The sequence below is a fragment of the Bradyrhizobium sp. Kon37 genome (genome assembly GCF_055807535.1).
The window spans coordinates 1-369 of the sequence record NZ_JBVVOY010000172.1; the positions used below are offsets into that span (position 1 = coordinate 1).

At 53.1% G+C, this 369-nt stretch carries 1 protein-coding gene; it reads right to left on the reverse strand.

Going from position 1 to position 369, the window contains the following annotated elements:
* Nucleotides 1-25: 25 nt before the first annotated feature.
* Nucleotides 26-369: Mor transcription activator family protein (locus tag AC0L3J_RS37660; RefSeq protein WP_473350471.1), on the reverse strand; the 344-nt coding region annotated here is incomplete at its 5' end.

Here is a 369-nt window from a genome sequence, read left to right on the forward strand (position 1 = left end):
CAGGAAATAACCGGCAGGATGCCGGTTATTTTGGGGTTTCAGGTGAGAACAGATCAGGCTGATGACGTCGTGTATGCAGCTTTCTCTGGCGGGCAATAATCTGGTAGATCTGCGGCTGGGACAGGCGGTACTGGCGACGCAGTTCTTCCATGTTACGACCATTAAACTGGCAGTAAAGCAAATCGTCGCGTAACGCGGTCAGGATCGTATCGCCGCAGGGGATGTAAAACTGCCGTCCACCCAGAAAACAGGACAGGGCAACGGCCTGTTTACGGGCAAGTTCACGGGGATTGCTGACGTTCTGGCTCTCATTTCGTTTTCGCGCTCGTCTGTTCGGGTAAAGGGGCACCATGTACAGAAAATTCAGTG